Source organism: Gordonia rhizosphera NBRC 16068 (assembly GCF_000298195.1).
In the GTDB taxonomy this organism is placed as follows: domain Bacteria; phylum Actinomycetota; class Actinomycetes; order Mycobacteriales; family Mycobacteriaceae; genus Gordonia; species Gordonia rhizosphera.
In genome coordinates this window covers 38,558-62,233 of sequence record NZ_BAHC01000069.1, presented here as the reverse complement: position 1 = coordinate 62,233, position 23,676 = coordinate 38,558, and the positions used below count along the sequence as shown (strand labels likewise).

Annotated in this window: 23 protein-coding genes and 2 pseudogenes; 19 read left to right on the top strand and 6 right to left on the bottom strand. The window is 65.5% G+C overall.

Annotation, left to right across the window (positions count from 1 at the left end):
* Window positions 1–216 precede the first annotated feature (216 nt).
* From GORHZ_RS08035 to GORHZ_RS07970, 14 genes and pseudogenes are all read left to right on the top strand, one after another.
* Window positions 217–1,602 (top strand): ABC transporter substrate-binding protein, encoded by a 1,386-nt coding sequence (locus GORHZ_RS08035; RefSeq protein ID WP_006331858.1) that lies wholly within the window; start codon window positions 217–219, stop codon window positions 1,600–1,602.
* Entirely contained in the window at window positions 1,602–3,740 is a 2,139-nt protein-coding gene (locus tag GORHZ_RS08030; RefSeq protein ID WP_006331856.1) for a branched-chain amino acid ABC transporter permease, read from the top strand. Before GORHZ_RS08035 ends, GORHZ_RS08030 begins: the two co-directional genes overlap by 1 nt.
* On the top strand, window positions 3,718–4,431 hold the full coding sequence (locus tag GORHZ_RS08025) for an ABC transporter ATP-binding protein (protein ID WP_006331853.1): 714 nt from the start codon (window positions 3,718–3,720) through the stop codon (window positions 4,429–4,431). The genes GORHZ_RS08030 and GORHZ_RS08025 overlap by 23 nt, the downstream gene beginning before the upstream one ends.
* Window positions 4,428–5,138: an ABC transporter ATP-binding protein gene (locus GORHZ_RS08020; protein ID WP_217998315.1), complete on the top strand. Its 711-nt coding sequence runs from the start codon at window positions 4,428–4,430 to the stop codon at window positions 5,136–5,138. The genes GORHZ_RS08025 and GORHZ_RS08020 overlap by 4 nt, the downstream gene beginning before the upstream one ends.
* The gene (locus tag GORHZ_RS08015; RefSeq protein ID WP_006331851.1) at window positions 5,135–5,566 is read left to right on the top strand and encodes a hypothetical protein; all 432 of its coding nucleotides are present in this window, start codon (window positions 5,135–5,137) and stop codon (window positions 5,564–5,566) included. Before GORHZ_RS08020 ends, GORHZ_RS08015 begins: the two co-directional genes overlap by 4 nt.
* Window positions 5,532–5,849, top strand: coding sequence for a hypothetical protein (locus GORHZ_RS08010; protein ID WP_006331850.1), 318 nt, complete (start codon window positions 5,532–5,534; stop codon window positions 5,847–5,849). Before GORHZ_RS08015 ends, GORHZ_RS08010 begins: the two co-directional genes overlap by 35 nt.
* An 86-nt stretch (window positions 5,850–5,935) precedes the next feature.
* Window positions 5,936–7,114, top strand: coding sequence for an acyl-CoA dehydrogenase family protein (locus GORHZ_RS08005; protein ID WP_006331849.1), 1,179 nt, complete (start codon window positions 5,936–5,938; stop codon window positions 7,112–7,114).
* Window positions 7,114–7,878 carry an SDR family NAD(P)-dependent oxidoreductase gene (locus GORHZ_RS08000; protein ID WP_006331848.1) on the top strand — a complete coding sequence of 255 codons (765 nt, stop codon included), beginning with the start codon at window positions 7,114–7,116 and terminating at the stop codon, window positions 7,876–7,878. Before GORHZ_RS08005 ends, GORHZ_RS08000 begins: the two co-directional genes overlap by 1 nt.
* Window positions 7,878–9,137: a CaiB/BaiF CoA transferase family protein gene (locus tag GORHZ_RS07995; protein ID WP_006331846.1), complete on the top strand. Its 1,260-nt coding sequence runs from the start codon at window positions 7,878–7,880 to the stop codon at window positions 9,135–9,137. The genes GORHZ_RS08000 and GORHZ_RS07995 overlap by 1 nt, the downstream gene beginning before the upstream one ends.
* The gene (locus GORHZ_RS07990; protein ID WP_006331839.1) at window positions 9,134–9,979 is read left to right on the top strand and encodes an enoyl-CoA hydratase/isomerase family protein; all 846 of its coding nucleotides are present in this window, start codon (window positions 9,134–9,136) and stop codon (window positions 9,977–9,979) included. The genes GORHZ_RS07995 and GORHZ_RS07990 overlap by 4 nt, the downstream gene beginning before the upstream one ends.
* Window positions 9,972–10,630: pseudogene (locus GORHZ_RS29920) on the top strand (thiolase family protein). Before GORHZ_RS07990 ends, GORHZ_RS29920 begins: the two are co-directional and overlap by 8 nt.
* An 11-nt stretch (window positions 10,631–10,641) precedes the next feature.
* Window positions 10,642–11,790, top strand: coding sequence for an acyl-CoA dehydrogenase family protein (locus GORHZ_RS07980; protein WP_006331836.1), 1,149 nt, complete (start codon window positions 10,642–10,644; stop codon window positions 11,788–11,790).
* A gap of 164 nt (window positions 11,791–11,954) precedes the next feature.
* Window positions 11,955–12,578, top strand: coding sequence for a TetR/AcrR family transcriptional regulator (locus GORHZ_RS07975; protein WP_040530769.1), 624 nt, complete (start codon window positions 11,955–11,957; stop codon window positions 12,576–12,578).
* Complete coding sequence (locus tag GORHZ_RS07970) at window positions 12,575–13,051, top strand: hypothetical protein (protein ID WP_006331833.1); 477 nt, start codon at window positions 12,575–12,577, stop codon at window positions 13,049–13,051. Before GORHZ_RS07975 ends, GORHZ_RS07970 begins: the two co-directional genes overlap by 4 nt.
* 67 nt (window positions 13,052–13,118) lie before the next feature.
* Here GORHZ_RS07970 and GORHZ_RS07965 read toward each other — a convergent pair whose 3' ends face one another.
* Genes GORHZ_RS07965 through GORHZ_RS07950 form a run of 4 tightly spaced genes read right to left on the bottom strand, consistent with a single transcriptional unit; the run spans window position 13,119 to window position 17,200 of the window.
* Window positions 13,119–14,096, bottom strand: coding sequence for an NADPH:quinone oxidoreductase family protein (locus GORHZ_RS07965; protein WP_040530766.1), 978 nt, complete (start codon window positions 14,094–14,096; stop codon window positions 13,119–13,121).
* Window positions 14,097–14,103: 7 nt separating this feature from the next.
* Entirely contained in the window at window positions 14,104–14,886 is a 783-nt protein-coding gene (locus tag GORHZ_RS07960) for an enoyl-CoA hydratase/isomerase family protein (protein WP_006331830.1), read from the bottom strand.
* Window positions 14,883–15,902 carry a phosphotransferase family protein gene (locus GORHZ_RS07955; protein ID WP_006331829.1) on the bottom strand — a complete coding sequence of 340 codons (1,020 nt, stop codon included), beginning with the start codon at window positions 15,900–15,902 and terminating at the stop codon, window positions 14,883–14,885. The genes GORHZ_RS07960 and GORHZ_RS07955 overlap by 4 nt, the downstream gene beginning before the upstream one ends.
* Window positions 15,899–17,200 carry an acyl-CoA dehydrogenase family protein gene (locus GORHZ_RS07950; RefSeq protein ID WP_006331824.1) on the bottom strand — a complete coding sequence of 434 codons (1,302 nt, stop codon included), beginning with the start codon at window positions 17,198–17,200 and terminating at the stop codon, window positions 15,899–15,901. Before GORHZ_RS07950 ends, GORHZ_RS07955 begins: the two co-directional genes overlap by 4 nt.
* A 104-nt stretch (window positions 17,201–17,304) precedes the next feature.
* Between GORHZ_RS07950 and GORHZ_RS07945 the strand changes: the two genes are divergently transcribed.
* The 5 genes and pseudogenes from GORHZ_RS07945 to GORHZ_RS07925 all read left to right on the top strand — a co-directional run bounded on the left by GORHZ_RS07945 (window position 17,305) and on the right by GORHZ_RS07925 (window position 21,888).
* On the top strand, window positions 17,305–17,937 hold the full coding sequence (locus GORHZ_RS07945) for a TetR/AcrR family transcriptional regulator (protein WP_245551374.1): 633 nt from the start codon (window positions 17,305–17,307) through the stop codon (window positions 17,935–17,937).
* 268 nt (window positions 17,938–18,205) lie between these two features.
* A pseudogene (locus GORHZ_RS31545) lies at window positions 18,206–18,385 on the top strand (AMP-binding enzyme); the annotation flags it as partial.
* Window positions 18,386–18,454: 69 nt separating this feature from the next.
* On the top strand, window positions 18,455–19,909 hold the full coding sequence (locus tag GORHZ_RS07935) for an aldehyde dehydrogenase family protein (protein WP_006331818.1): 1,455 nt from the start codon (window positions 18,455–18,457) through the stop codon (window positions 19,907–19,909).
* 21 nt (window positions 19,910–19,930) lie between these two features.
* The gene (locus GORHZ_RS07930; RefSeq protein WP_006331816.1) at window positions 19,931–20,998 is read left to right on the top strand and encodes an NAD(P)H-dependent amine dehydrogenase family protein; all 1,068 of its coding nucleotides are present in this window, start codon (window positions 19,931–19,933) and stop codon (window positions 20,996–20,998) included.
* A 50-nt stretch (window positions 20,999–21,048) separates the two neighbouring features.
* Window positions 21,049–21,888: a mycofactocin-coupled SDR family oxidoreductase gene (locus GORHZ_RS07925; protein WP_006331814.1), complete on the top strand. Its 840-nt coding sequence runs from the start codon at window positions 21,049–21,051 to the stop codon at window positions 21,886–21,888.
* Window positions 21,889–22,046: 158 nt separating this feature from the next.
* Here GORHZ_RS07925 and GORHZ_RS07920 read toward each other — a convergent pair whose 3' ends face one another.
* Both GORHZ_RS07920 and GORHZ_RS07915 read right to left on the bottom strand, forming a co-directional pair.
* Complete coding sequence (locus GORHZ_RS07920; protein ID WP_006331813.1) at window positions 22,047–22,847, bottom strand: NAD(P)-dependent oxidoreductase; 801 nt, start codon at window positions 22,845–22,847, stop codon at window positions 22,047–22,049.
* Window positions 22,844–23,662: an NAD(P)-dependent oxidoreductase gene (locus tag GORHZ_RS07915; protein WP_006331811.1), complete on the bottom strand. Its 819-nt coding sequence runs from the start codon at window positions 23,660–23,662 to the stop codon at window positions 22,844–22,846. The genes GORHZ_RS07920 and GORHZ_RS07915 overlap by 4 nt, the downstream gene beginning before the upstream one ends.
* Between the last annotated feature and the right edge of the window lie 14 nt (window positions 23,663–23,676).

Below are 23,676 nucleotides of genomic sequence, written 5' to 3'. Positions count from 1 at the left end.
GTTGGATAGAAGATCTCGGGAGGTGGTTCGCGGCGACGCCAGGACACACTGCACGCGTCCCGTGACGCAGATCGTCGAACCGGTTGATTCTTCAATTGTGAGAAGATAGTTTCCTAGATTGAGAGCACGATTGTAATTGCGCGCGATGGTGGCCGTCGCGAGCGCTCGGAGGTCCTTGCGGGCCGTCAGCCCGGGGATGGCAATGAGGAGAATCAGGTGAGACCACAACGAATCTTGGCGGCGCTGATCGTGATCGTCGCATTCGTCGCCGGTTGCAGCGGTCGAAGCGACAACGGCGGCGGGAGTGAAGAGTCGGCCGCCGGTGGTGGCTCCGGCTCGTCGGCGGTCTCGAGCAGCTTCGGGGATCTGTCCGATGTCTGTCAGGATGGCTCTGCCAAGGGGGCAACTGCGCTGGGTGTCACCGATGATCAGATCAGCATCGGCGTGATGTCCGATGTCGGGTTCACCAAGAATTCGGAATTCGGTGATGCCGCAAAGGTCTTCACCGCCTGGTGCAACGACAACGGTGGCATCAACGGCCGCAAGCTCGTCGCGACCGTCCACGACACCCGGTTCATGGCGGTCCGGCCGGCGGTGACAGCGGCCTGCAAGGAGGACTTCGCTCTCGTGGGCGGGGGTGCGGCCCTCGATGGGCTCGGCACCAAGGAACGTCTGGGCTGTCTGTTGCCCAACTTCGCCGCACAGACCTCACAGGTTGCCGAACTGGGATCCGACCTCCTGGTCCAGGCCGCGCCGGCCCAGAAGCTGGGATACATGCCCTACTACCAGTTCCGGTACTGGCTGGTGAACGATGCATACCCGGACTCCGCCGACAAGGTGGGCATCATCAACGGTGACTCGCCGGTGACGAAGGTGCTCGGAGAAATGCAGGTCGAGTCGGTCGAAGCAGCCGGCGGCAAGTTCGTCTACAACGACCTCTATCCGGCCTCGGGTGTCTCCGACTGGACGCCGTACGCGCAGTCCATCAAGAACAAAGGCGTCAAGGGTCTGATCTTCTACGGCGAGTACAAGCAGCTCGCCAAGCTCGAGAGTGTCCTGAGCGGCATGAACTACAAGCTCGACTGGATCGACCCGACCAACAACGCATATGGGCAGCCCTTCCTCGACCTGCTCGGTCCATCGGCCGAGAAGCAGAACAATCTCGTCGATCTGAGTGGTGTCCTGCCCAATGAGAGCACCGAGCCCGCGATGGAGGACCTCAAGAAGCTCTACGCGACATATGCCCCGGACGTGGCACTCACGACCCCGGCAGTGCGCGCCTTCTCCTCGTGGTTGCTCTTCGCCAAGTCGGCCGCGAGCTGCGGTAGCGATCTGACCCGCAAATGCCTGTATGACACAGCCGTCAAGGAGACCGCCTGGACAGCAGGTGGCCTGCAGGCCGCCCAGGACTTGACGCCGGGCGCGGCTCCGTCGCCGTGCTTCAACGTCGAGCAGGCGACGGCCAACGGCTGGCAGGCCGCCGACTTCAAACCCGATAACGGCCCATACCGCTGCAACATCCCCGTCAAGAAGACCACTGCCGACTACGGCAGCGGGGTGACGCTGGCGGACGTCGGCAAGAGTTCGAGTGACCTGAAGTAATGGAACAATTCCTCGCCTATGGGGTGGTCGGCCTCAGCACCGCCGCGATCTACGCGGTGATCAGCGGCGGGCTGGTGGTCACCTACACGACCACCGGCGTCTTCAACTTCGCACACGGTGCGGTGGGCATGATGGCGGCGTTCACCTACTGGCAGTTCAGTGCGGGTTGGGGCTGGCCGGTCTGGCTGTCGCTCGTCGTCGTTCTCGGCATTCTCACGCCGGCGTTCGGGCTCCTGGTCGAGATGGCCATGCGCCCCGCGCAGGTACTGGGGGAGGCCGAGAAACTGGTCATGACCATCGCGCTGCTGAGCGGACTGATCGCCGTGGCCCGATGGGTGTGGGATCCGAACGAACCGCGCAATCTGCCCATGTTCCTTGCCGATCGCGAACCCTTCCACGTCTTTGGGGCCACGGTCACCTGGCATCAGGCGTTGACGATGGGTGTGGCGGTTGTCGTGGCGCTGGGCCTGCGAGTGCTGCTGCTGCAGACCCGCACGGGTACCGAGATGCGGGCCACCGTCGACGACCGGTCGCTTGTCGCGATCACAGGTGCGGATCCGGTCCGCGCCAACAGAATTGCATGGGTCCTCGGTCTCGAGCTCGCGGCCGTCGGTGGCGTCCTGATCGCGCCGGCCGTTGCGCTGGATGCGATGTCGCTGTCCCTGGTCATCGTGAGTGCCTATGCCGCAGCAATATTTGGGCGCCTGAAGAGTCTGCCGCTCACCTTCGTCGGTGCGGTGGTGGTGGGTTGCATGGAGAGCTATCTGACCGGCTACCTCCCGCAGAACCAGTTCCTGCCCGGGATTCGGCTGGCGGCACCCGCGATCTTGCTTCTGCTGGCGCTGCTGGCCTTCCCACACGGACGGTTACGCGGCCGTGACCGTCAATTGAGCCCGGTGCCGTTGCCGTCGATCCGCGGCACCCTGTTCTTCGCGGGAACGATCGTGTGGACCGGGTTGATCCTGGCGACAGTGCTGAGCGACAGCGACCTTCTCACCTACGGGCAGATCTTCGCCATCGGTGTGATGGCGATCTCGTACGTGCCGTTGGCGGGGTACGCCGGTCAGATCTCGCTCTGCCAGATCACGCTCGCGGGAATAGGGGCGATCGCCTGCGCACGATTCGGCGCCGACGGCCAATGGTGGGCGATCATCGCGGCCGCGTTGGCGACCGGAGTCATCGGTGCGGTGATAGCGATTCCCGCGCTTCGACTCTCGGGTGTGTACCTGGCGCTGGGTACCGCGGCCATCGCGGTGATCTTCGACCGGTGGATCTTCACCCTTCCGGCGTTCGAGGTCTTCGGGATTCGGGTGTCCTTCTTCGAGCAGGGCTCGATCGAGGTGGCCGGTCCCTCGCTCTTCGGCTACGCGATCGACACGCCACAGCGCACCACAGTGTTCGCCGCATGTGTGCTGGCCCTGGCCACGATCGGTGTCGCAGCGCTGCGGCGAGGGCGACTCGGCCGCAAGCTGATCGCTTTGCGGGACAGCGAGGCCGCCTATGCGACCCTCGGCGGCAACCTGCTGACCAGCAAACTCCTGGTGTTCGGATTGAGTTCGGCGCTGGCCGGGCTCGGTGGCGCGCTGTACGGGATGCAGCAGGGCTCGGTTACCGGAGAACAGTTCAACTTCATCACCGGGTTGCCGATCTTCCTGGTCGTGGTGCTGGCCGGTCTCGGTGCCGTCGGTAGCGGGATCTTCACGGGCGCAGCACTCGCCGGACCATTGAACGCGATCGGTGTCCTCTGGCCGGCGTTGCGTGGCGTGTCACAAGCAATTCCGGCCATCGCCGGTATCGCCTTCGGCGCACGCGCGGTGAAGGAGGGCGGCGGCATCGCCGCATTGCGCAAGCGGTGGGATGCCGCCTTCGCCGACCGCATCGTCATGGGTGGTCTCGTGGGTTGGACGCTCGTTGCCTGGGTGCTGCGGATGAGCGACGTCATCAACGGCTACGTGTTCGTCGTTCTTCTGATCGTCGCGGCGATCGGAACGCCGATGCTCGCCGCTCACCGACTGCGCCGCACGCAGACGGTCGAACCGACCGAGGCCCAGGTTCCTGTCGAGTGGTGGGGTGTGTCCCGCCCGTGGCAGCCGGAAGACGAGGAGGAGTTGGAACGTGCCCTCGCTACTCGAAGTTAGTGATGTCTCGGTGACGTTCGGTGCGCATCGCGCATTGGACAGCGTTGATCTCGTCGCCGAACGTGGTCAGATCACCGGGCTGATCGGTCCCAACGGTGCCGGTAAGAGCACCCTGTTCGACGTGATCTGCGGATTGCGTCGCCCCGGAACGGGACGTGTCGTCCTCGACGGCGAGGAGATCACCAAGCTCGGTCCGGCGCACCGTGCGCGGAAAGGCATGGCGCGGACATTCCAGGGTCTCGAACTCTTCGGACGACTGAGCGTTCGCGACAACCTGCGCGTCGCGGCGGATATCCGCATGGCGGGCGGACAGGCATCCCGGCTGGTGGACGAGATCATCGACCGCGTCCGGCTCGGTGCGTACGCGGATCGCCTCGCCGATTCGCTGCCCACGGGCGTCGGTCGCCTCGTGGAAGTCGCCCGGGCGTTGACGACCGAGCCCCGACTCATCCTCCTCGACGAGCCCGCGGCCGGGCAGGATCCGGACGAGACCGATAGGTTCGCCGAGATCCTGCGGAAAGTCGCGGCCGACGGGGTGGGGGTGATGTTGGTCGAGCACGACATGGAACTCGTCATGGGGGTCTGCGACACCGTGCACGTTCTCGATCTCGGCGCGATCATCTCGTCGGGGACTCCCGATGAGATCCGGCAGCATACTGCGGTCCTCGACGCTTATCTGGGGGCGTCATGATTCCTCCACTTCTCGAGTTATGTGATGTGCGTGCGGGTTACGACGGCATCACCGCTCTGCACGGCGTCAGTCTGAGGGTGCGTGCCGGGCAGGTGTTGGCGTTGTTGGGTCCGAACGGCGCGGGCAAGACGACAACGCAGAAGGTCGCTGCCGGTGTGCACCCGGTCGATTCGGGTCGGGTGCACTATGCCGGTCGGGACGTCACCGGCATCTCGTCGAGAGACGCCGCGCGCGCAGGGGTGTGCCTGATCCCGGAGGGGCGAGGGATCTTCCCGAACCTCACCGTGCGCGAGAACCTCTGGATGATGACCTTCACCGGCAAGACCCGGGAAGAGATCGAGGCTCTGGCGTTCTCGCGGTTCCCGATCCTGGAACAACGGGCCTCGCAGACCGCCGGAACGATGTCGGGTGGCGAGCAGCAGATGCTGGCACTCACGCGTGGATTGACCACGGACCCGGCCGTCCTGCTATTGGACGAGTTGTCCATGGGCCTGGCGCCGCTGGTGGTGGGAGAACTCTACGAGAGGGTCGCGGAGATCGCCCGAGAGGGCGTCGCGGTCCTGGTCGTGGAGCAGTTCGCCTCCGCTGTGCTCGACATGGCAGATCACGCGGCGGTGCTCGTGCGCGGAAAGGTCGAATACGAGGGTCCGCCCGATCAATCGCTCAGGAATGAACTTGCCAACCTCTACCTTGGGAGCACGCCATGACCTCAACCCCGAAGAACGATCGGGCCGAACGCTTCGCTCAGGAACTCGATCGTCTCAAGATCCCGGATCCGGCAAAGAGTAGGTCGCAGATGTGGATTCGGCTCGGCGTCGCCGGAATGATCCTGGGTGTCGCACTCGGCATCATCGCCTATCTGATGTCGCACAATACGTCCGACCCGCTTGTGCAGCGAGATGCATTGACGCTCGCACTCACCGGAATCGCGGTCGCGGTCGTGAGTTCGGCAGTGTTCCTCCGGTACTCGTTGACAAACTTCCTGCGTTTCTGGCTGGCGCGGCAGGCCTTCGATCTCAACGCGTTCGGAGAACAGCTGACCGCCGATCGCATATCGGTCGTCGAGAACGCTCAGACACGACCAGAGAAGGGACTGCACGATGACCACCGAAGCGCCGCAATTGCGCGTGGGTGAACAACTGGCCTGTCCGACGTGTTCGACCAAGGTCGTCGTGGTCAAGGCACCTGCAGGCGGCGAGGCCTCGGTCACCTGCGACGGCTCGCCACTGCAGCCCGCGAGGTCGGTGACCCAGCCCGCACCCGATGGAGCAGAACCGAAGACGTTGATCGGCAAGCGCTATGTCGACGCCGACGACTCGGTGGAGTTGCTCTGCACGGCATCGGGTTCGGGGCAGCTGTCGTGCGGGGGATCGGCGATGACGATCAAGGCGGCAAAGGCGCTGCCGGCATCCGACTGACGATCGTCTGATGCCGGTGCACCGATTCGACCACGGACCGAGCCGGTGCACGCACCTGTTGCCCAGACGACGAGAGGGGGCCGAAGATGTCGGCGGGAATGAGTTTTGAACTGACCGAGGATCAACAGCTGATCCGTAAGTCGGTGGCGGAGCTGGCGGGTCGGTTCGACGATCACTACTGGATGGAGAAGGATCTCGCACACGACTTCCCGACCGAGTTCTATCAGGCCATCGCAGGGGGCGGATGGCTCGGGATGACGATCCCGGAAGAGTATGGCGGGCACGGCCTCGGCATCACGGAGGCGACTCTCCTCCTCGAGGAGGTCTCGCGATCGGGGGGCGGCATGAACGCCGCGACCGCGATCCACCTGTCGATCTTCGGGATGCATCCGGTTGTCGTGCACGGTACCGAGGAGCTCAAGCAACGCACGCTGCCCCGCATCGCCAACGGTGATCTGCATGTGTGCTTCGGTGTCACCGAACCCGGTGCAGGTCTGGACACGTCGCGGATCACCACGTTCGCCCGCCGGACGGGGGATGGGTACGTCGTCAACGGTCGCAAGGTGTGGATCTCCAAGGCGATGGAGTCGGAGAAGATCCTGCTGCTCACGCGGACGACACCCTACGACGAGGTCGAGAAGAAGACCGACGGCATGACCCTCTTCCTCACCGACCTCGACCGCGCGCACGTCGACATCCGGCCGATCAAGAAACTCGGCCGCAACGCGGTCACCTCGAACGAGGTGTTCATCGACGACCTCTACGTCCCTGCGGAAGACAGGGTGGGTGAGGAGGGGAAGGGGTTCACCTACCTCCTCGACGGGCTCAACCCGGAGCGCATGCTCATCGCGGCCGAGGCGCTCGGTCTCGGACGGGTGTCGCTCGACCGCGCGGTGACCTACGCCAAGCAGCGTGAGGTGTTCGGCCGGCCCATAGGGATGAATCAGGCGATCCAGTTCCCGCTCGCGGATTCGCTGGCCCACCTCGATGCCGCGGAGTTGGTCTTACGCAAGGCGACCTGGCTCTATGACAACGGCCGCCCGTGCGGTCGCGAGGCCAACACCGCCAAATTTCTCTGCGCCGAAGCAGGTTTCAACGCCGCTGACCGTGCCGTCCAAACGCACGGTGGGATGGGATACGCGGAGGAGTACAACGTCGGGCGCTACTTCCGCGAAGCGCGCGTGATGCGTATCGCGCCGATCAGCCAGGAGATGATCCTCAACTATCTGGGATCGCACACTTTGGGTATGCCGAGGAGTTACTGATGGCCGACAACACGATGTTCGACCTGACCGGCCGAGCGGCCGTCGTCACCGGTGCCGCCGGAGGTATCGGATCCGCGGTCGCCACCGCACTCGCGGCCGCCGGTGCCGTGGTCCTCGTGACCGATGTCGACGCGTCCGCCGCAGCGGAAGTGGCCGAACAGATCTCGCGGTCAGGCGGCAAGGCCGACAGCATGGCCCTCGACGTGAGCGACCGCGAGAGTGCCGACGCCGCGATGAGCCGCGCTGCCGCGTTGGGCGAGGGGGCCGTCCACATCGTCGTCAACAACGCCGGCGTCACCGCACCTGCGATGTTCGCCGACACCACCGCCGACAGCATGTACCGCTTGTTCGACATCCATCTCATGGGCGCGTTCAACTGCTCGCAGGCGGCCCTGCCGTACCTACCGACCGACGGCACCGGACGCATCATCAACGTGACGTCGGCCGCGGGTATCACCGGAACACTCGGGCAGGTGAACTATTCCGCCGCGAAGGCCGGCATCATCGGACTCACGAAATCACTCGCCCGTGAGTTGGCGCGCAAGAGCATTCTGGTCAACGCCCTCGCGCCGCTTGCCGCGACCCCGATGACGGAGACAATCCGCACCGATGAACGATTCGCCCCGACGATGATCAACCGAATTCCGTTGCGGCGCTGGGCAGAGCCCGCCGAGGTGGCCGGCGCATTCGTCTTCCTCGCCTCCGATGCGGCGTCGTTCATCACCGGGCAGGTGCTGCCGGTGGACGGCGGCATGGTGATGTGATGACTGCGTATCCCGACAGACCCGATGCATCCCCTGACGCGCCGGTGCCCGGCCCGCTGGCGGGAATCACCGTGGTCGCGCTCGAGCAGGCCGTGTCCGCGCCCATGTGCACCCGGACGCTCGGCGACCTCGGAGCCCGGGTCATCAAGGTGGAGAACCCGAAGGGCGGTGATTTCGCCCGCCATTACGACGACGCCGTCAAGGGTATGGCCGCCCACTTCGTCTGGGTCAACCGCGGCAAGGAATCGGTGACCCTTGATCTGAAATCTGTTGCGGGTCTCGAGATACTGCATCGGATACTCGAAAAGGCCGATGTCCTGGTTTCGAACCTAGCCCCCGGGTCGACGGCGAAGATGAGCATCACGCCCGCCGATCTGGCCGACCGTCACCCCGATCTGATCGTCGTGGAGATCGATGGCTACGGTCCCGGGGGACCCTTGTCCCACAAGCGTGCCTACGATCTGCTCGCACAGGCCGAATCGGGTGCGTGCGCCATCACCGGGTCGCCGGGCGCACCGGCCAAGCCCGGACCACCGGTGGCGGATGTCTGTTCGGGGTTGTACGCGGCCATCTCCATCCTGTCGCTCCTGGTCGCGCGCGGAGGCGGCGGAGCGCACGGCGGGCGGCGAGGTGGCGCGATCGCGATCAGTCTGTTCGACACCATGGCCGAACTGATGGGGTACGCGCTGAACTACACGCGGTACACGGGGATCGATCAGGAACCGCGCGGGATGGGCTCTCCGGCCGTGGCGCCCTACGGCGCGTACCTCACCGCAGACGGTCAGACCGTGGTCCTCGGCACCACCAACGACCGCGAGTGGCAACGGCTCTCGACCGACATCCTGGGACGCGCCGATCTGGCGGCGGACCCCCGATTCCGGACCAACGCCGGCCGCGTCGACCACCGTGAGCTCCTCGACGGCGCCATCGGCGACTGGTGTGCGCAGCACGATCTCGAGGAGATCCAGAAGTCCGCGGACGCCGCAGGGATCGGCAACGCCCGATTCAACCGGCCGAGTGATGTGATCGCGCATCCGCATCTGGCCGCCCGCGACCGGTGGCGTGAGGTCGACACACCCAACGGTCCGATCACCGCGGTTCTCCCGCCACCGGTGATCGAGGGGATCGAACCGGTCATGGGAGCCATCCCCGGGCTCGGCGAGCACACCGACACCGTCCTCGCCGGACTGGGCTACGACGCATCCGACATCGCCGGACTTCGTGCGCAGGGTGCCGTCGGCCCGGCGTTCGAACGATGACCACGCCGGTCGGCTCCGACGGCGTAGTCGTCGACGACAAGGCCGGCGTCCGCACCATCACGCTCAGTCGCCCGGACCGCAAGAACGCCCTCGACTGGCCGGCTTGGTGTGCGCTGCGTGATGTGCTCGAGGACACCTCCCGCAACTCCGAAGCGCGCGTGGTGATCCTGACCGGGGCCGGCGGATCGTTCTGCGCCGGTGCGGACATCTCGAAGCCGGATGCCCGCCATCCCGCCGCCAAGATGCGCATCCTCACCGACGTTGCGATGGCGCTGCACGATCTGCAGATCCCGACCATCGCGAAAGTTACCGGTGTCGCGGTCGGAGCGGGCTGGAACCTCGCGCTCGGCTGTGACCTCGTCGTGGCAACGCCGGACGCCCGGTTCTCGCAGATCTTCTCCCGCCGCGGTTTGTCGATGGATCTCGGTGGATCGTGGCTACTACCCAAGCTGGTCGGCCTGCAACAGGCAAAACGGTTGGCGCTCTTCGCGGAGATGATCGACGCCGCCGAGGCCCACACGCTGGGCCTGGTCACCTGGGTGGTCTCCGCGGACGAGATCGACGCATTCGTCGTCGAACGGGCACGGCACCTGGCCGACGGGCCGCCGATCGCCCTGGCCCAGATCAAGATGTTGCTGAACGAGGGTGCCTCCGCAACGTTGCGGGATGCGCTCGCCGCCGAATCACTCTCACAGGTGGTCAATTTCGGTACCTCGGACGTTGCCGCCGCGTATGCCGCGTTCGCCCAGAAGAAGGACCCGGTGTTCACCGGCCGGTGGGCGGTCCCACCCCCGGGAGCGGATCGGGAAGAAACGAGATCGGAGAGAAGTGACCATGCGTGATGTCGTGATCGCCGCAGCTGTCCGCACACCGGTGGGCAAGCGAAACGGCGGCCTGTCGCAGATGCACGCGGCCGACCTGTCCGCGATCGTGCTGACCGAACTCGCCCGGCGCACCAACCTCGACCCGAGGGTCGTCGACGACGTGATCTGGGGCTGCGTGTCCCAGGTCGGCGACCAGTCCAGCAACATCGGCCGCTACTCGGTGCTCGCGGCAGAATGGCCGGAGACGATTCCCGGCACGACGATCAATCGCGCCGTGCCCGCGAACTGCGCCTCACGCCGATGGCGCGATACGTCGCCGGCGCGGTGACCGGCGCGGATCCTGTGCTCATGTTGACAGGTCCCATCCCGGCGACCGAGAAGGTGCTCGCCAAGGCCGGAGTGGGTATCGGCGACGTGGGCGCCTTCGAGGTGAACGAAGCGTTCGCGTCGGTGCCGCTGGCATGGCTGGCCGAGACCGGAGCGGACTCCGACCGCCTCAACCCCGTCGGCGGCGCCATCGCGCTCGGGCATCCGCTCGGTGGCTCCGGCGCGATCCTGATGACCAGGATGCTGCACCACATGCGGGACAACGGGATTCACTATGGATTGCAGACGATGTGTGAGGGTGGCGGTACCGCCAACGCGACGCTTGTCGAGCTGATCGGCTGAGAGGGGTACACATGAGACGTTCGGTCTACAACGACGATCACGAGGCCTTCCGCCTGCTCGTCCGAGACTTCATCACCAAGGAGGTCGCCGACGACTACCCGAAGTGGGAAAAGGCCGGACAGATGCCGCGGGAGGTGTTCGCCCGTCTCGGCGAGATCGGTGTCACCGGGATGGCGGTCCCCGAGCAGTACGGCGGTGCCGGGCAGGAGGACTTCCGCTACAACGTGATCCTCCAGGAGGAGGCGGCGCGCGCACTTGTCACGCTGTCGACGGTGCGCACGCAGCTCGACGTGATCCTGCCGTATTTCCTGCGCTACGCCGACACCGAACAGCGGGACCGGTGGTTCCCGGGACTGGCGGAGGGCACCCGCCTGACCGCCATCGCCATGACCGAACCGGGCACCGGTTCCGACCTCGCGGGCGTGACCACCACCGCGGTCCGCGACGGGGACCACTACGTCCTCAACGGTGCGAAGACATTCATCACCGGTGGTCTCCTCGCCGATCTGGTCATCGTCGTCGCCCGGACGTCGACGGATCCGGACAACCGTCGTTCCGGGCTGAGCCTGCTCGTCGTCGAGGACGGGATGGACGGGTTCGAGCGGGGCCGGGTGCTCGACAAGATGGGCTGCAAGGTGCAGGACACGGTGGAACTGTCGTTCACCGATGTGCGGGTGCCGGTGGCAAATCTGTTGGGGGAGGAGGGAGCCGCATTCGGCTACCTCGGACACAATCTCCCGCAGGAACGGATGACCGTCGCGGCCGGCTCGGTCGCGCAGGCGCGGGCGGCGCTCACGACGACCATCGAGTATGTCAAGGAACGGAAGGCGTTCGGACGGCCGGTTTCCGGTTTCCAAAACACGAAGTTCGAGTTGGCATCGATTTCGGCGGAGGTCGAGGCGGCACAGGCGATGCTCGACCGTGCGGTGCTCGACCTGGTCGACGGAGAGCTGTCGGCGGCCGACGCCGCCCGGGTCAAGCTCTTCTGCACCGAGATGCAGGCGCGTGCCGTCGACCGCTGCCTGCAGCTGTTCGGCGGATACGGCTACATGATGGAGTACCCGATCGCGCGTCTCTACACCGATGCCCGGGTGGCGCGGATCTATGCGGGTACGAGCGAGGTGATGAAGTCGATCATCGCGAAGTCCCTCGGGCTCTGACCATGGGCCGGACCACCTGCACCTTGTGAACCATTGCGCACATCAGATTTCCTGAGACCCTTGTCACATTTGGCCAACCTACCTACTATGTGTTTACTAGGTTGGTTCGGGGCAGCCCCCGAAGAGCAGTGACACCATCTGTGGCGGCGAAAAAGTGGAAACTGGTGACTGAACCACGTCCGTACGAAGCGCTTCTCGCCAAGGGAGAGGAACGCAGGCAACGCATCCTTGAGGTGGCGCAGCGTTTGCTCGCCCGGAACGGATGGCGAGCGACGACTGTGGCGCAGATCGCGGCGGAGGCGGGCGTCACGCCCGCAGGTCTCCTGCATCATTTCGAGTCGAAGGCGCAGTTGCTCCACGCGGTACTCGCGCTCCGCGACGCCGACGACGACGAACACGCGGATCGTCAGGGGGACATCATCGAGCAACTCGAGAATGTCGCGGCGCGATTCGAACGGTCACCGGAGCGGGTTCGGATGTTCACCGTGCTGCAGGCGGAGAACCTGGAGCCGGAAGCCCCGCTGCACGACCGCTTGCTGTTCCGCTACCACGCATCCGTGGAGACCGTCGCCGAGGGTATTCGGCGTGGTCAACGTGATGGGCGCTTCCGTTCCGACCTGGACGCGGCCGAGAAGGCCGTGGAAGTCATCGCCTTCATCAATGGAATGGAAACCTCATGGCTGTTAGATCCGTCAATTCCACTGGTAACCGTGTTCCGGGAGTACGTGAGATCTCTCGAGCGCGATCTGACGCGCGACGTCGCCCCCTCCGTTATCGCCTCGCCGTGATCGCGTCGGATCCGCTGGAGGCCATCGAGTACACCGGAGGCTGGCTGTTTGATCAATCGTTGGCCGGTTGGGATGTGACTGTGCACGTGCTGGAGGGTGGGAACACTCGCCCGCTGGGTATTCTCGGTGCCACCGTTTTCGACCTCGGCTGCTCGCTCGAGAACCGGAAGGATGGGCCCTGGCCGCAGGCGCTGGCGATCTCGACGAGCCTTTTCACGGGCGACGAACGGGTCCACAAGCGGACTTTGGCCGCGATCGACAGCGGAAGGGCTGACATCAGGTTCTGGGGACCGGAGGTGACGGAACTGGATACGAGGTATGCCACTGTGCCGCACCGGTTGAGCGCCGCAGCGCAGGCTTTCAAGCGGCGGGCGTGCGCGGCCGCCCACCTGGGTGATGATCGAGTGACGCCGGTCGAGTCCTTCCGGATCGCGAGCACCGCCCGGTGCGAATCGCTGGTGCCGGCCGGCTGAACCCGGGCGGGTCGCGCACAGCGGGTGTCGCCGGCGAACACGCGCCGTCACGCAAATGCGCACGCGTTCACGGGCCGCACCCGCCGACCCGGATCAAGACTTTGCCGATGGCCCGGCCGTCCGCGACCATGCGCAGCGCGGCGGCTGTCTCATCGAGACCGAATTCCGCACCGATGTGTGGCACCACCTGTCCCGAGGTGATGAGGGTGCGGAGCTCTTCTTCGTTGCGGTCGAACTCATCCGGTGCGATGTCACCGAACTGGAAGCCCAGGATCTGAACTCCTTTGACCAGGACCAGATTGAGCGGGATTCGCGGGACCTCGCCGGATGCGAAACCGACCGTCACGAGACGGCCGCCTCGGCCCAGGGCGCGCAGTGCGGGTTCGGTGAGATCTCCACCGACGGGGTCGATCACCGCCGCTGCACCACGGGGCACGATCTCCTTGAGCGCGGAGCGCAGGTCGACCTCGCGGTGATTGACGAGGTGGCGTGCACCGTGTCGCCGGGCGGCCGCGAGCTTGTCCGGGGAGGAGGCCACCGCGATCACCTCTGCCCCGAGGGCGTGGCCGATCGCAACCGCGGCCAGACCGACTCCGCCGCCGGCGCCGAGGACAACCACTGGGTCACCCTTCCGGATCCGGGCGACCGAACGCAGCGAGTGGTGTGCGGTGCGGTAGGCGACCCCCGAGGCGGCCGCCAGCCGCGCGGGGAGACCGTCGGGAATCGGACTCAGCTTGTGCGAATCGGTGACCACTTCCTGTGCGAAGGCACCGAAAAGGCCTGTCCCAGTGACGCGGTCGCCCACAGCGTACTCCTCGACCCGGGCGCCGACCTCGGTCACGAACCCGGCGAACTCGCTTCCGGGGGTGAAGGGGGTCGGCACGCTGATCTGGTAATCGTCGGCGACCACCAGCACGTCGGGGAAATTGACCGCGGCGAACGCGACGGCGACCCGGACTGTGTCGTCGCCGATTTGCTGCCGCGCGGTATCCCGGACCGTCACGGTCTCCGGCGGTCCGTGGTGTTCGCACACCGCGGCGCGAATGCCCACCTCAGCGTCCCTTCCACCGCGGCTGCCGCTTCTGCATGAAGGCGGTCGCGCCTTCGATCGCGTCCTCGCTGGTGAACACCACCGACTGCCAGTGGGACAGGCGTTCAGTGACCTGACTCGGGTCCGTCACCGCGAGCCGGACCAGTTCCTTGCACGCGGCCAGACTCAGCGGAGCGCACGACCCGACCCGACCCGCATAGTCCAGTGCGGTGGCGACGAGATCATCGGCCGCAACGACCGCGTTGACCAGACCGAGATCGAAAGCTCTTTGCGCGCTGAGGAACTCGCCCGTAAGCGTCATCTCCAGCGCGGCGCTGAGCGGGATTCGGGTACCGATGCCGGTGCCCCCACCACCGGGGAAGAGACCCCGTTTCGCCTCGGGGAGACCGAACCGGGCCTCGGCGGTGGCGACGATGAGGTCGCAGCCGAGAAGCAGTTCGAGACCTCCGCCGATCGCGACCCCGTTCACCGCGCCGATGGCCGGCATCGCGGTCTCGCCGCGGGTGAGCCGATAGTAGGCCGTGGTGGCCGGATCGTCGCCGGTGCCGATGTCACCGCCCTCGGCGAAGCTGCGCAGATCCATTCCCGCACAGAACGCCCGATCCCCGCTGGCCGTCAAGACGATGGCACGGATCTCGGGGTCGTTCTCGGCCTCGATCACAGCGTCCCCGATCGCGCGGATCAGATGCCCGGTGAGGGCATTTCGCGCCTCCGGGCGGTTGAGGGTCAGGACCAGGCTGGAACCCTGCCGCCGGCTGAGCAGTTCGTTCGCCCGTGTCGTCATGAGCGGTAGTCCGTCGATTCGGCCAACTCGGCTGCCGACGCCATCAGGGTCGGCACGATCGGGCCGAAGGATAGGAGCTTGTGGTCGTCGCCGGCTCGCTGAAAGCCCTGTTCGAGGACGATGGCCAGTTTCCAATGGGCCAGCACGAGGTAGTAGTCGAGATCATCGACCTGCCGACCGGATACGTTCGCGTAATGCTCGACGACCTCCGGTCGGCTGGGCAGTCCCCGCAGGTCGACATAGCTGGCCTGCGAGGCGGCCTCCGATGAGGTGTCGTCGGGCCAGTTCAGCAGCATCCAGGCGAGGTCGAGCTTCGGATCTCCGACGGTGCCCATCTCCCAGTCGACGACGGCCGCGAGGCGAGCGGGCGCACCGTGACGGAACATGACGTTGGCGAACTGGTAGTCGCCGTGCATGAGTCCGGGGATGTAGTCGATCGGTCGATGGGTCTCCAGCCACCGTGTGGCGACATCCATGCCGTCGAGTTCGCGCCCCTTGATGCGTTCGAAGAATCCGGTCCACCGCTGCACCTGGCGTTCGTGGAATCCGTCCGGTCGACCGAGATCGCCCAGACCCTTCGCACGCCAATCCACCTTGGACAGCAACGCGATACCCTCGGCGAGTTGATAGCCGAGTTCGGGCCGCAGGGTGAGGTCGGTGTCGAAGGGGGCCGGCCACCGTTTGTGGTCCATCGGGGACCAGCCGTCGACGAACCCCATGAGGTAGAACGCCCGGCCGAGGATGGACGTGTCGTCACAGGCTGCGATCGCTTTCGTGTGCGGGACATCCGTACCGTCCAGCGCCTCGATGATGCGCCATTCCCGCAGAATGCCCCGGTCCCGGTCGGCCGGTGCGGTCGCGGGTGGGATGCGGATGACGCAGCGTTCCGCACCGCGAGCGATCTCGTAGATCTCGTTCTGTGTTCCGCCGGAGAGGAATCGCGCCTCGATGGGTTCGCCCTTGCCGGGTAGTCCGGTGCCATCCATCCAGTCGGCGAGTCGGTCGATGTCGATCATTGGATACCCACTTCGTGTTCGAGGAACCTCGCATACTTCTCGCGAGCGGCGGTTTCGAGTTTCGGAATCCAGCGCGTTGGCCACACGTCGTCGGAGGGTGCGTGGCCGCGTAGGACCTGACGGGCCACGGTCATCTTGTGCACCTCGGTGGGTCCGTCGGCGAGCCCCATCACCCCAGCGCCGTGGATCATCGTGAGGAACGGCATCTCATTGGTGACACCGAGTGCTCCGTGGACCTGCATTGCGCGCCACGCGATGTCGTGCAGAACGGTCGGCATGACCACCTTGACAGCGGCGATGTCTTTGCGGACCTTCCGGTAGTCCTGGTACTTGTCGATCTCCCAGGCGGTGTAGAGCACAAGGAGCCGGAACTGTGTGAGCTGCGCGTACGAGTCGGCGATGTAGCCCTGGACGAACTGTTTGTCGGACAGCTTGCTCCCGGCCGTCACCCGACTCAGCGCCCGCTCGCACATCATGTCCAGCGCCTTCTGGGCCAGCCCGATGGTGCGCATCGCGTGGTGGATCCGCCCGCCGCCGAGTCGTGTCTGGGCGATCGCGAACGCTTGTCCCTCACCGCCGAGCAGTGCTTCCGCGGGCACTCGTACTGCGTTGTAACGGATCAGTGCGTGCGAACCGCCGTTCATCGGTTCGCCATAGAGGCCGACGTTGCGGACGATCTCGATGCCCGGTGTGTCGGTCGGCACGAGGAACATCGACATGCCTTGGTAGGCGCTCACTTCGGGATCGGTGACCGCCATGACGATCAGGAAGGATGCGGTCGCGGCGTTGGAGGAGAAGTACTTCCAGCCGTTGATGATCCAGTCGTCGCCGTCGCGGACCGCCCGGGTCTCGAACATCGTCGGATCCGCGCCCGCATGCGGTTCGGTCATCGAGTACGACGAGAAGATCTCCCCGGCGAGCAGCGGCCGCAGATAGCGCTGCTTCTGTGCCTCGGTGCCGAAGTGGGCGATGATCTCCGCGTTCCCGGTGTCCGGTGCCTGACAGCCGAAGACGATGGGCGCCCAGGAAGACCGTCCGAGGATCTCGTTCAGCAGTGCCAGCTTGAGCTGACCATGTCCTTGCCCACCGAGTCCGGGGCCGAGATGAGTGGCCCAGAGCCCACGCTTGCGTACCTCGTCCTTGAGCGGATCGACCGCCTTGCGTCGTGCGCCGTCCAACGGCACGAACTGTTCGTGCGGCCAGATCTGGTCGAGCGGCTCGACCTCGCTGCTGACGAACTCCGCCGCCCAGTCCAGTTGCTCCTGATACTGCGGGTCGGTTTCGAAATCCCATGCCATTTGCGGCTCCTCTCTGCGTATGAGAATATAGTTCTCATGCGACAGAATGCAATTCTGAACTCTCGAAACCGAGTTCGATGGTGACCGTTACCGGGTCGTCGGCGGTGGAGGGATCCGGCGTCGCGCGGCGCATCGCTTCTCGTGCTGTGGCGAATCGCGAGGCCATGTACGCATCGGAGGTCGGCCGCCTGATCGACGCAGGGCGCGCGGTGATGGCAACGACCGGGACATCGGGCAAGCCGCGCGTCGCCGATATCGTCTCTGCCGCAGGGCTCTCGAACGATGCGTTCTACCGCCACTTCCGCTCCAAGGACGAACTCGTAGCGGCCATCCTGGAGGACGGCACCGACCGCCTCCACGATTACATCGCCCACCAAATGGGAAAGGAGGCGACGCCCCGCGACCGTGTCGTGCGCTGGGTCCACGGCGTCCTGTCACAAGCTGAAGCCGAATCGGCGCGGACGACGCGGGCGGTGCTCTGGAATGCCGGGGGTGCCGGCGCCGGGATCACTTCCTCGCCGCCTGCGGTCGGCGCCCGGCTCGCCGAACTCCTTCATCAGCCGTTTGCCGAGTTGGGCAGTGCGGAGCCGTTTCTGGAAGCGCAGCTGGCCGCACACTCGACTCTCGGTATTCTCACCGACCACTTGTGGCGCCAGGTGCAACCGACGTCGGAGGATGCCGAACGAATCGTCGCAGCACTGCTGCGGATGGTGACCGGGGCGGCGCCCAAGGCGTGACGAACCGCGAGGGCTCGGCGCGGATGCATATCGTTTGGCGGTAGGGCTTGTCGATCCACTGTTAGAATGTAATTCTTACAGTGAAAGAACATGATTCTTAGCGCGATAGGGGGTGCTGCTCATGGCCGTCGCGCCGATGACTCTCGCCCACCATGCGCTGAAGACACCGACGAAGACGGCGATCGTGATGGGCGCCGCTGGAGAAACCGCCACCTTCGAAGAGCTCGAGGTCCGATCGCGGACATTGGCCCGCGCCCTGCGGGACGTGATCATTTCCGGCGGGGTCAACATCTATCCGCAGGAGACCGAGAACGCCCTCGCCGCAGAACTGATGGCGCATGCCCGGGCTCGGATCGCCGGCTACAAGTGTCCTCGCGCAGTGGATTTCGTCGACGAGTTGCCACGAGAAACGAGCGGCACTCTCTTCAAACGCAGATTGCGTGAGTAGTACTGGTCGGAGCACGACTCCCTCGTGGGGTAAACCGCGAGACCAACCGAGACGAGTGAGGTAAGCAGGATGGTTGTACAGACGATCGTGGACGAACTCCGCAAGCGGCCGGGATATGGCGACGTCATCCCCGTCATCGATCCGGTCTCCGAGGAGCAGATCGCGGAGTTCACCGATGGTGGGGCCAAGGCGATCGACGAGGCCGTGGCACGGGCGAGGGAGGCCTTCGATGCGGGTGTCTGGCAGGGCAAGGCCCCCGGCGAACGCGCAAAGGTGTTGTGGCGGGTCGGCGACCTGATCGAGGCCCGCGCGGCGGACCTGGCCGCACTGGACTCGGCCAACACCGGAATGCCGCTCGATCAGGCAGAGGCCATCATGGGCACCGCGGCGGAACTGTTCCGCTATTACGCGGGGTGGTGCACGAAGCTCAACGGCATCGCCCACGATATTCAGATGACGGGCGGAATCGCCCAGATGTTCTCCAACATGCACGGGTACACGCTCAAGGAGCCGTATCCCGTGGTGGGCCTGATCTATCCGTGGAACGGCCCGGTGTTCAACTGGGCGGTGAAACTCGCGCCGGCACTCGCGGCTGGATGCAGCTGTGTGGTGAAGGCGCCCGAGGAGACGCCGATGTCCGCAGTTCTGCTGCACAAGATCCTCGACGAGGCGGGTGTGCCCGAGGGCGTTGCCAATCTCGTACAGGGCTATGGTCATACGGCCGGCAAGGCGCTCACCGAGCACCCCGGCGTGGACAAGATCGCGTTCACCGGCTCGACTGAGGTCGGCAAACAGATCGTCGCGGCGGCAGCGGGCAATCTGAAGCGGGTCTCGCTCGAACTCGGGGGCAAGTCCCCGGTGCTGATCTATGAGGACGCCGACATCGACACCGCGGTCTTGATGGCGGCCATGGGCATCTTCATCCACTCCGGGCAGGGCTGCATCTGTGGCTCGCGGATCTTTGTCCAGCGCAGCGTCTACGACCGTGTGGTGGAGGGTATCGCGGGAGTGGCGAACGGCCTGCAACTCGGTGGCCCCAAGGAGGAGGGAGTCCACGTCGGGCCACTGATCAGCGAGAAGCAACTCAAGAGGGTCATGGGCTTCGTCGAGGAAGGCAAGAAGGACGGTGTCGAGGTGGTCACCGGTGGGCACCGCCTGGACCGGCGCGGCTACTTCGTGCATCCCACGGTGGTCACCGACGTCGACCCGGCGATGAGTCTCTACCAGCGTGAGATCTTCGGACCGGTCGTCGCGATGATGCCCTTCGACGACGACGATGAAGTGATCGCGCTGGCCAACAACTCCGACTACGGCCTGGCTGCGACGGCATGGACGAGCAATGTCGAACGTGCGCACAACCTCGCCAAGCGCCTACAGGCCGGAACCGTGACCCTCAACTGCCAGATGGTCTTCGACCAGTCGATGCCCTTCGGCGGCTACAAACAGTCCGGCTGGGGTCACGAGTTCGGACGCGAGGGTATCGAAACCTACCTGCAGACCAAGTCCGTCTACACCAAGATCTGACAGTTCGAGGACTCTGATCGCATGCCCGACAATCATGTCTACCGCGTGGTGCAGTGGACAACCGGCAATGTGGGTCGCAGCTCCGTTGCGGCCGTCGCCGCGAATCCCAACTATGAGCTCGTCGGATGCTATGCCTGGTCGGCGGAGAAGGTGGGACGCGACGTCGGCGAGCTCGCCGGTGTGGGCCCGTTGGGTGTGACCGCTACCGACAGTGTGGCGGACCTGCTGGCGCTTAAACCCGATGTCGTCGTCTACAACCCCATGTGGATCGATGTCGACGAACTCGTGCGGATCCTCGAGGCGGGCATCAACGTCGTCGCAACGGCGTCGTTCATCACCGGGCACAATCTGGGTGACGGGCGCGACCGTATCGAAGATGCCTGTCTCCGCGGCGGATCGAGCATGTTCGGCTCGGGGATCAGCCCGGGGTACGTCAACCAATTGGCGATCGTCGCGGCCGGGATCTGCGACCGCGTCGACCGGATCACCGTGAACGAGGCTGCGGACACCACGTTCTACGACTCACCTGAGACCGAGAAGCCGGTCGGCTTCGGACAGCCGATCGATTCTCCTGACCTGCCGGCAATGACGGCACAGGGTACTGGTGTGTTCGGTGAGGCCGTCCGGATGGTCGCGGATGCTCTCGGGGTCGAACTCGACGACGTGCGTTGCGATGCCGAGTATGCGCAGACGACCGAGGATCTCGACCTCGGCTCGTGGACGATACCCGCGGGCTGTGTGGCCGGCGTGCATGCCTCCTGGAAGGGCATCGCGGGTGGGAAGACCATCGTCGAGATCAACGTGCGCTGGCGTAAAGGTCAGACGCTGCAACCTGATTGGCAGATCGATCAGGACGGCTGGGTCATCGAGGTCGCCGGCCGGCCCACGGTCACGATGAAGGTCGGTTTTCTGCCGCCACCGGATTTCGAGGCGACAACCATGGAAGAGTTCATGGTCATCGGGCACATCATGACGGCGATGCCGACGATCAACGCGATCCCGGCGGTGGTGGCGGCGCCGCCGGGCATCGTCACGTACAACGATCTACAGCTGATTCTGCCGCGCGGCGTCGCATCGGTGCCGGCGTAACACCTTGAGGAAGACCGAAGTCCGGTCGTTGACGGAAGGATGAGAGAGACATGACGGGTCGTTTGGAGGGAAAGGTTGCCTTCATCAGTGGGGCCGCGCGGGGTCAAGGACGCAGTCACGCGGTGCGTATGGCCGAAGAGGGAGCCGACATCATCGCCGTTGATGTCTGCGGGCCGGTCACCGGTGAGACGGCGGTGGCCCCGGCGACCTCCGCGGACCTCGCGGAGACCGTCGACCTCGTGAAGGCAACTAATCGTCGGATCGTCGCGGCCGAGGTGGATGTCCGGGATTTCGATGCGCTCTCCGCGGCCGTCCGAAACGGTGTCGAGCAGTTGGGTCGCCTCGATGTCATCGTGGCGAACGCCGGCATCGGGAACGGTGGCGAGACACTGGACAAGACCAGTGAGGCCGACTGGCAGGACATGATGGATGTGAATCTGTCCGGCGTCTGGAAGACGGTGAAGGCCGGTGTGCCGTATATGCTCTCAGGCGGGTCGGGTGGCTCCATCATCTTGACGAGCTCGGTCGGCGGTGCCAAGGCGTACCCGAACATCGGCCACTACGTCGCGGCCAAGCACGGTGTGATCGGGTTGATGAAGAGCTTCGCCGTCGAACTCGGACAGCATTCGATCCGGGTCAACTCGGTGCTGCCCACCAACGTGAACACGCCGCTGTTCATGAACGAGGGCACGATCAAGGTGTTCCGGCCCGACCTGGAGAACCCGGGACCCGATGACATGAAGGTCGTCGCCGAGATGATGCACGTGCTGCCGATCGGATGGGTGGAACCAGAGGACGTCAGCAATGCGGTGTTGTTCCTGGCCTCCGACGAGTCGCGCTACATCACCGGCGTCGCGTTGCCAGTCGACGGTGGCAGTCTATTGAAATAGGCGAGTAATTCGTCGACCGTGCACCAGATTTCGTCGACCGTGCACCAGAAGTTGACCGATGCGCACGGTCGACGTTCTGGCGTGCACGGTCGACGAATTTTCGTGCACGGTCGACGTTCTGGGGTGCACGGTGGACGGGGGTCGGGTCAGAGGGTCGGTCAGATGCCGATCTGGCTGATCAGATCATCGAGGAGGCCGAGGTCGGTGCCGAGTTCGGCGGTGACCTTGCGTACGACATCGACGTCCTTGCCGACGAACTCCCGCACGCGCTCGGTGAACCCGTCGACCGATCCGTACCTCGAGATGCTCTCCAGAGCACGGCTGTTCGAACTGCCGTTCGGCAGCGCCGACAGCAAGAGTCGCTCGTCGACACCGAGCCGGGCGGCGAGCTCGACTCCGGCGCGTGCCAGGCCGATTTGAGCGGCGAACATCGCGTTGTTGACCAGCTTCACCACCTGGCCGGAACCCGTGGCGCCGACGTAGAGGATGGGTTCGGCGTACGCGCCGAGTATCGGGCGCAGCGAGTCGACCACGCTCTCGTCGCCGCCGGCGAACACGGTGAGATGGCCCGCCGCGATGTCGTGCGGTCCGCCGCTGACGGCGGCGTCGACCACCGCGAGATCCCGTCGCGCAGCCTCTTCCGCGATCTCCAGGGCGGTGCGCGGACTCCCCGTGGTGTGGATGACGATGGTGGCACCCGAGGGCAACTGCTCCATCAGCGGACCCGCCAGGCACACCTCGCGAACCTGCTCGTCGGTGAGCACGGCGACGACGACGATCTCGGTGCCGGTCGTGGTCACGTCGGCGAGCTTGGCGCAGGCCCGCGCGCCCGATGCCGAGAGTGCTTTGCGCACTTCGGGTGTGCGACCCAGGGCCGACACGGCGTGACCGGCGGCGACCAGCCGTGACACCATCGGCATCCCCATGCGACCGACCCCGATCACAGCGACCTCGCTCATGGCCGCGTATCCATCCGGCGGAGAGTGGCGTGCGCGGCGTCGAGGACGACGTCGCCGGATGTGCGGTCGGTGCCCGCGATGTCCTCGACGAGGCCGACATCCTTGCGGAGCAGGTCTCCGGCGTGCGCGGCGATCCGGTCCAGGGTCCCGCCGGCGGACGCGATCCGACCGAGTGCGAAGCTGTCGGCCGTGCCGTGGGTGATCACCTCCGCGAGTCGGCCGGTGTCGACGCCGAGCGACGAGCCGAGTTCCAGTGTGTCGACGGCCGTCGCTAGGTTGGCGGTGAAGAGCAGGTTGTTGAGTAGTTTCGTGGTCTGGCCCGTGCCCAATTCGCCGAGATGGACCACCGGGTCGCCATAGGTGGAGAACACCGGCATGCATCGCGCCACCGCGTCGTCGTCGCCGCCCACCATGACCAGGAGCGATCCCGCCTGCGCCGCGCGACCGCCGCCGCTGACGGGTGCGTCGACGACGGCGACCCCTACCTTGCGTGCCGCGTCGGCCAGGCGTCGGCAGGTGTCGGGATGAACGGTGCTGTGCACCACGATGATTCCGCCCGCATCCATCCCGGACAAGACGCCGCCGGGCCCGGTCGTGACCTCGAGGACGTCGTCGTCGGAGACGACGCAGACGCACACGATGTCACAGGTGGCGCCCATCTCGGCGGGACTGCCGACGACCTTGGCGGCGGTCTCGGCAAACGGAAGCAACGATGCCTCGCGTCGCGCCCACAATGCGACGTCGCGGCCGGATTCGATGATCCGGTGGGCCATGGGGCCGCCCTGGCTTCCCAGTCCTATGAAGCCGGTGTGCATGGGTGCTCCTTGCG